The organism is Corynebacterium tapiri, assembly GCF_006334925.1.
Lineage (GTDB): Bacteria > Actinomycetota > Actinomycetes > Mycobacteriales > Mycobacteriaceae > Corynebacterium > Corynebacterium tapiri.
The window spans coordinates 172,523-178,663 of sequence record NZ_VDHJ01000008.1; the positions used below are offsets into that span (position 1 = coordinate 172,523).

The 6,141-nt window shown below is 66.1% G+C and carries 6 protein-coding genes; 5 read left to right on the forward strand and 1 reads right to left on the reverse strand.

Translation table 11 applies throughout. The annotated features are described in order from the left end of the window. Positions 1 to 8 precede the first annotated feature (8 nt). Entirely contained in the window at positions 9 to 965 is a 957-nt protein-coding gene (locus tag FHE74_RS07015) for an NAD(P)H-quinone oxidoreductase (protein WP_139465787.1), read from the forward strand. Between the two features lie 7 nt (positions 966 to 972). On the opposite strand, the gene FHE74_RS07020 is transcribed toward FHE74_RS07015, so the two are convergent. Then, a complete protein-coding gene (locus tag FHE74_RS07020; protein ID WP_139465788.1) occupies positions 973 to 2,202 on the reverse strand; it encodes an aminotransferase class V-fold PLP-dependent enzyme in 1,230 nt (409 codons plus the stop codon). A 183-nt stretch (positions 2,203 to 2,385) separates the two neighbouring features. On the opposite strand from FHE74_RS07020, the gene wzm reads away from it, so the two are divergent. The 4 genes from wzm to FHE74_RS07040 all read left to right on the forward strand — a co-directional run bounded on the left by wzm (position 2,386) and on the right by FHE74_RS07040 (position 6,013). Continuing rightward, the gene (wzm, locus tag FHE74_RS07025; RefSeq protein WP_139465801.1) at positions 2,386 to 3,234 is read left to right on the forward strand and encodes a galactan export ABC transporter permease subunit Wzm/RfbD; all 849 of its coding nucleotides are present in this window, start codon (positions 2,386 to 2,388) and stop codon (positions 3,232 to 3,234) included. A 13-nt stretch (positions 3,235 to 3,247) separates the two neighbouring features. Further along, on the forward strand, positions 3,248 to 4,039 hold the full coding sequence (wzt, locus tag FHE74_RS07030; protein WP_139465789.1) for a galactan export ABC transporter ATP-binding subunit Wzt/RfbE: 792 nt from the start codon (positions 3,248 to 3,250) through the stop codon (positions 4,037 to 4,039). Positions 4,040 to 4,091: 52 nt separating this feature from the next. Then, positions 4,092 to 4,991 (forward strand): galactofuranosyltransferase GlfT1, encoded by a 900-nt coding sequence (gene glfT1 / locus FHE74_RS07035; RefSeq protein WP_139465790.1) that lies wholly within the window; start codon positions 4,092 to 4,094, stop codon positions 4,989 to 4,991. 62 nt (positions 4,992 to 5,053) lie between these two features. Further along, positions 5,054 to 6,013, forward strand: coding sequence for an endonuclease domain-containing protein (locus FHE74_RS07040; RefSeq protein WP_139465791.1), 960 nt, complete (start codon positions 5,054 to 5,056; stop codon positions 6,011 to 6,013). Positions 6,014 to 6,141: the final 128 nt, after the last annotated feature.

The window sequence follows — 6,141 nt, forward strand, 5'->3', positions numbered from 1 at the left end:
GTGGTGGCATGAAAGCCATCATTCAGACTGATCCGGACAACCCCCGCTCCCTGGAGTGGCAGGACGTGGACACGCCTCAGCTGCGCCCTGGTGAGGTGTTAGTCAAAGTAGCCGCGGCGGGGGTCAACCGCGGCGACCTCATGCAGGCCAAGGGGATGTATCCGCCGCCCCGGGGAGCCTCGGAGATCATCGGCCTCGAGTGCGCCGGCACCATCGTGGACTCCGGCGACACCGACTGGGCAACCGGCACGGAGGTCGGGTGTCTGCTGGCAGGAGGCGGCTATGGCGAGTACGTTGCCGTGCCCCAAGGACAGCTCACTCCCGTCCCGAAGGGCTACTCGCTGGCGCAGACTGCCGCCGTTGTGGAGGTGGCCTGCACAGTATGGTCCACGCTGAAGATGACGGCCGGGCTGCGCGATGGGCAGACGGTGCTCATTCATGGCGGGGCTGGCGGGATCGGCACGATGGCCATCCAGATCGCCAAGGCCCTGGGCGCACGCGTGGCCGTCACCGCCGGTAGCCAGGAAAAGCTCGACGTGTGCCGGGAGCTCGGCGCGGATATTCTGATCAACTACCGCGAGCAGAAGTTCGTCGAAGAGCTCAAGGACCAGTGCGATGTCATCCTCGACATCATCGGCGCCGACTACCTCGCCGACAACATGCGGTGCCTGGCCCTCGACGGACACCTGGTGGTCATCGCGGTCCAGTCCGGGCCGAAGGCCGAGCTGAATCTGGGGCGCATGCTGCCACGCCGGCAATCCATCACGGCGGCTACGCTGCGTGCGCGCGACCTGGAGGACAAGGCGCGCATCGTGGCAGAGACGGTGAAAAATGTATGGCCGTTGCTCGAATCCGGGCAGGTCACTCACCGCCTGCACTCCACACTCCCCATGCGGGAGGCGGCCCAGGCGCACGAACTGCTCGACTCCGGCAGCGTGACCGGCACCCTAGTCCTCGAGATCTAGGCCAGTTTTAAGCCAGAGAGGCCACCACGCGTACCAGGTGCTCCAGGTCCGCGTTGGTGTTAAAGGGCCCCAGGCCCACGGTCACTGCGCCGCCAATCTCGGCCACACCCATGTGCTCCGTCAACGGCGTGATTGGAGTGAGAGTGGTGATCAGCCGGTTGGCCACCAGCCGGCGCTGCACCGTCTCGGCCGGCACTCCCTGCACGGCAAAGGACAATCGCGGCAAGCGGTCCGTGGTCGCACCCGCTGCCGCCTCACCTGTTACGCCGATGACGTGGACGGCCGGAAGCGAGCCGAGGAACAAGTACATGTCGTCGGCCAGCGAACCCAGGTACTGCTCCAGCGCAGTCATCGAGGTGCTCAGCTGGTGGCGCCGGTTGCCCGCGGATTCCACCAGGCTGGCCATGTGGTCCACCACGGCGGTCACGCCACCGGCCAGGCCCGTCGAGATCGGCGAATCCAGGGCCGCTGCCCCGGAGCGCCCCGCGAAGTCGGCCAGGCGATTGAACATCAGGCGGTCGCGGAAGATCAGAGCGGCAACCTGCGGTCCGCCCATCTCGGCCAGGTCCAGGCTCACGATGTCCGCACCCCAGGCCGCCATGTCGAGACGCCGGTAGGGCACAAAGCTCGAGGCGTCGACAAGCACCCACGCGCGCGAACGAGCACGGACCTTCTCCACGACCGAGGCCACATCCGTGACGGACCCGAGAACCTTTTCTGCGGCGGAGAGAGCAACGAGGCGGGTTGAGCCGTCGACAAGCTCCTCGTACTGGAACCCGGGAACCTCGCCCGTGCCCAGATCCGCGTGCGCCCAGCGCACCTGCGATCTCCATCCGGTAAACGGCGCAGTTAGTGCCGGGCTGTCAGAGCTGCGTAGCACCACCGAGGAACTCGCCCCGAGCAAGCGGGGTCCCAGTGCCCGCGCCAGGTTGGCATAGAGCACCTCGAGGGAGGGGCCGAGGACCACACATTCTGGTCGCACACCAGCAAGATCAGCCACGGCCACCCGGGCCTGGTGGACAAAGCGGTCGCCCTCGGGTGTGCCGGCACCCCAGTGGCGGGCGTGATGGCCTGTCTCCTCCGGATCGGTCACTGCGGCCGAAAGGCGGAAGGAGCGGCCCACAGCGGAGACCACGCGTTCGGGCACTTGCGGGCAGGAATGCGCATTGAGATACGTCCAGCCATCGCCCAATGACGTGTACAGACCGCGAACGCCAAAGACATCGTAGCTGCTCATGCGCTCTCCTTTGGTGCAATTAGCGGTCGGTCTCCGGCTATTCAACCACCCCCACCCGGTTAGTCCAAGTGCCCTAAGAGTAGCCCAGGTCCGGGTGCTCTGCGCGCCGCAAAAATGCTTAGGCGCGTGAGCGGACTAGGCTAGTGCTCCGTGCAGGAGAAGTTACAAAGCGACGTCAATCGCATGATCTCAAGCCCATCTGAGGAGGCGCCTTCCTCGCGCTCCACCACGTTCGGGGCCGCCTTCGGCGACCTCGTCCGCGGTGCCCGCCAACACGAGCTCTGGCTCCAACTGGGATGGCAAGACATCAAGCAGCGCTACCGCCGCTCGACCCTCGGCCCGCTGTGGATCACCATCGCCACCGGCGTGATGGCCTTGGCGCTGGGGTTGCTGTATTCCATGCTCTTCCAGCTGCCCCTGAGGGACTTTTTGCCACACGTCACCGTGGGCCTGATCATCTGGGGATTCTTAAGCGGATGCATTAAGGAGGGCGCGGAGGTCTTCATCGAAAACGAGGGCCTGATCAAGCAGCTCCCCTCGGCACTATCCGTGCACGTCTATCGCCTGGTGTGGCGCCAGGCGCTGTTCCTGGCGCACAACCTGGTCATCTGGATCGCGCTCGTGCTGATCTTCCGCATCAACCTGGGATTCAACGTGCTGTGGGCGATCCCGGGCATGCTGCTGCTCATCGTCAACGGCGTCTGGGTCTCCATGCTCTTTGGCATCGTGGCCACGCGCTTCCGTGACGTCGCCCCCCTGCTGGAGTCCCTGGTCCAGCTGCTCTTCTACATCACCCCCATCGTGTGGACCACGCACACGCTCAAGCAGCAGGGCGGAGAGGTCGCCGAGCGCGCCCGCATCGCGGAGATCAATCCGCTGTACCACTACCTCGAGATCGTGCGCGCGCCCATGATCGGCCAGCCCGTTGCGGCCTACCACTGGGGCATCGTCGCCATCGTCACCGTCGTCGGATTGCTGCTCGCCGCTTTGGCCATGCGCCAGTGGCGCTTCCGCGTGAGCTACTGGGTTTAGGAAGGTAACGCTCATGGTTTCTATTGACACCTACAACGCCTGCGTCGACTTCCCCATCTTTGATGCCAAGTCCCGCTCCCTGAAGAAGGCCTTCCTCACCACTGCTGGCGGGGCGATCGGCAAGAACTCCTCCAACACCGTGGTTGTGGAGGCGCTCAAGGACATCAACCTGCACCTGCGCGAGGGCGATCGCGTCGGCCTGGTCGGCCACAACGGCGCCGGCAAGTCCACCCTGTTGCGCCTGCTTTCGGGCATTTACGAGCCGACGCGCGGCAGCGCCGACGTGCGCGGACGCGTCGCGCCCGTCTTCGACCTTGGCGTGGGCATGGACCCGGAGATTTCGGGTTACGAGAACATCATCATCCGCGGCCTCTTCCTCGGCCAGACGCGCGCCCAGATGCGCAAGCGCATGGACGACATCGCGGAATTCTCCGAGCTCGGCGACTACCTGGCCATGCCCCTGCGCACCTACTCCACCGGCATGCGCGTGCGCCTGGCACTCGGCGTGGTCACCTCCATCGAGCCCGAGATCTTGCTGCTCGACGAAGGCATCGGCGCCGTCGACGCCGCCTTCATGGCCAAGGCCCGCGGACGCCTCGAGGAGCTGGTGCAGCGCTCCGGCATCCTGGTGTTCGCCTCCCACTCCAACGACTTCCTGGCGCAACTGTGCTCCACCGCGCTCTGGGTCGACCACGGGCAGATCCGCCAGGCCGGCCTGGTGGGCGACGTGGTGGAGGCCTACGAGGGCAAGGAGGCCGGCGACCGCGTCCGCCAGATGCGCCGCGAGCTCGAGGCCGGACAGTAGCGCCACCGTTGCGTGAGCCTGTTGTGCGCACCCTTTGTGCCACAATGAGCCCATGCCTTTGAGCCCCTCGGATTCCATCGCCGCTGTCATCGTTACCCACCGCCGCGTGGAGCTATTGCGGGCATCCCTGGAGATAGTGGTTAACCAGACACACCCCGTGAACTGGGTGATTGTGGTGGACAATGCGGCGGAGGAGGGCGTCGAAAAGCTCGTTGCAGAGCTTGCCGGCGAGCGCGGAATCTACCTGCCCTCCCACACCAACCTCGGCGGCGCGGGAGGGTTCGCCTACGGATTCCTCCACGCGCTGGCGCTGGGTGCCGACGCGGTGTGGTGCGCCGACGACGATGGCCGCCCCGGTTCGGTGGACACTCTGGAAACGCTTATCGACGTCGCCCGCCGGCGCGGACTCGACCAGATCTCGCCGACCGTGTGCAACCTCGAGGACCCCGAGCGGCTCGCCTTCCCCCTGCGCCAGGGCACGACCTGGCACCGCCGCCGCGACGAACTCACCGGTGACTTTCTGGAGTCCTACGCCTCCCTGTTTAACGGCGCGCTCATCTCGGCCCACGCCATGGAGCGCATCGGCGTGCCGGATTATCGCCTCTTCATCCGCGGCGACGAGGTCGAATACCACCGCCGCCTCAAGCGCTCGGGCCTGGCTTATGGCACCGCGCTCAACGCGTTCTACCTGCACCCCGACGGTTCCAGCGAGTTCCAACCGATCCTGGGCGGCAAGATGCACGCGCAGTACCCGGAGGGCGAAGGCAAGCGCTTCTTCACCTACCGCAACCGCGGCTACCTGCTCTCCCAGCCCGGTAACCGGGCACTGGTGATCCAGGAGCTCGGGCGATTCGGCTGGTTCTTCCTGGTGCAGCGCAAGGATCCGCGCGGCTTCCTGCAGTGGCTCAAGCTGCTGCGTCGCGGCATGCGCGAAGATTTCCGCCGTCCTTAAGGGAACCGATCCGGGCCCAGGGCCGTCCCAGGTAGTAGCAGCTACTACCGGAAGGACTCACCATGGCTTTGCGCTCCGGACTGCCTCTTTTGCCGGGCACCTGCCCTCCTTTGCTAGGGGCGGGCCGGGGTATCCCGGTCTCCCGGCATTACAGCGTTGCCCCCGAGCACGCTGTCTCGCACGCTGCCCAGCTTTCGCTGCTGCACCCGCGCCAGCTCGCCTATCCCGCTCCCGCTGCTGCCCGCGCGGTGGCCGTGCTTCTCAAGCACCCCACCTGGGTCGCCGACTCCTTCAGCGCGGCTTGCCTCCTCGGAGTCCCGGAGTTCAGCGAGGGTGCGGATGTGTTTGTGCTGGGTAAGGGGAACCGTCGATTAGCGAGCCACCCTCTCACCCCCACCATTCACCGTCTACCTGCGGGTCTAACCGCCTGGACGCTCTGGTACCACGACCACCCATTGCGCTGCCTGCCGCCCGCGATGGCGCTCGTGCGGTGCCTGCGCATACTCAGCGACGGATTGCACACCTGGCCCGTGCCCGCGATGGCGCACCTGTCCGCGTCCACGGTGCGCGCCGTCCAGCTCATCGACCAATTTCGACGCCGCACGGAGGTCACGGAGGCAGAGATCGTGGCCGCTGCACGCTCGCGTTTCGACGCCCGCCTGCTCCACAAATACCTCGCTCTCAGCAGTTCGCTCGCCGACTCCGTTCCCGAGACCTCTCTACGCCTCATGCTCACCCCGCAGGCCCGCGACCTGGGCGTTCATCTGGTCCCGCAGGTTCCCGTGCGGTCGGGCGAGCGCCTGGTCACGGTGCTCGACCTGGCCGATCCGCAGGCTCGCGTCGGTGTGATGTACGACGGCGCGCATCATTGGACGCGTGACCAGCGCAACCGCGATGCCCGCATCAACGCTGAGCTCAAGGCCATGGGCTGGGAGGTCATTCGCTTCTCGCAGGCGGCTCTGGCGAACGCCCCGGAGACCCACCTGCTCTTCGAGCGCTTCGTGCGCGCCGCGCGGCGGTAGGTGGACGGGGTCGCGGGGCTGGGCGCGGGCCTTCGAGTGCAAGATTCTGCACGACCCGTAGTGCCAGCCTTGTTGTGAGTCACCCTGCAACAAGGAGGCAATCATGTTCACACCCGAAGAAAAGCGTC

Bases quoted from the DNA above. Each gene is read 5' to 3' on its own strand.
- glfT1 (WP_139465790.1), top strand. From the start codon at position 4,092: ATGCCTTTGAGCCCCTCGGATTCCATCGCCGCTGTCATCGTTACCCAC.
- FHE74_RS07040 (WP_139465791.1), top strand. From the start codon at position 5,054: ATGGCTTTGCGCTCCGGACTGCCTCTTTTGCCGGGCACCTGCCCTCCT.
- FHE74_RS07020 (WP_139465788.1), bottom strand. From the start codon at position 2,202: ATGAGCAGCTACGATGTCTTTGGCGTTCGCGGTCTGTACACGTCATTG.
- FHE74_RS07015 (WP_139465787.1), top strand. From the start codon at position 9: ATGAAAGCCATCATTCAGACTGATCCGGACAACCCCCGCTCCCTGGAG.
- wzm (WP_139465801.1), top strand. From the start codon at position 2,386: ATGATCTCAAGCCCATCTGAGGAGGCGCCTTCCTCGCGCTCCACCACG.
- wzt (WP_139465789.1), top strand. From the start codon at position 3,248: ATGGTTTCTATTGACACCTACAACGCCTGCGTCGACTTCCCCATCTTT.